General features: G+C 69.5%; 1 pseudogene. It reads left to right on the top strand.

The features are described 5' to 3' along the window. Nucleotides 1–236: pseudogene (locus tag ACQG3P_RS23620) on the top strand (TrbI/VirB10 family protein); the annotation flags it as partial.

Below are 236 nucleotides of genomic sequence, written 5' to 3'. Positions count from 1 at the left end.
GCGCTGGCGTTCCTGGGCGGCATCCTGGTGCTGATCATCGCCATGGGCTTCCAGCTCCTGCGCAAGAGCAGCGACGATCAGGACGGTCCGGCCAAGGTCAACGAACAGGCCCGCGTGTCCACGCCTGACCTGCCGACGGCGCAGCCGGTGCTGCCGCAGGCCCCGGCGGCCTATGCGCAGCCCATTGAAATGCTGCCGCCGCTGCCGCCGCCGGAACAGGACAACCCGTACCGCAA

Origin of the sequence: Stenotrophomonas sp. SrG, from assembly GCF_050031795.1 — a bacterium.
Classification (GTDB): domain Bacteria; phylum Pseudomonadota; class Gammaproteobacteria; order Xanthomonadales; family Xanthomonadaceae; genus Stenotrophomonas; species Stenotrophomonas rhizophila_A.
Note: the sequence above shows the minus strand (reverse complement) of the source record. Positions and strands in the feature narration are given on the sequence as shown.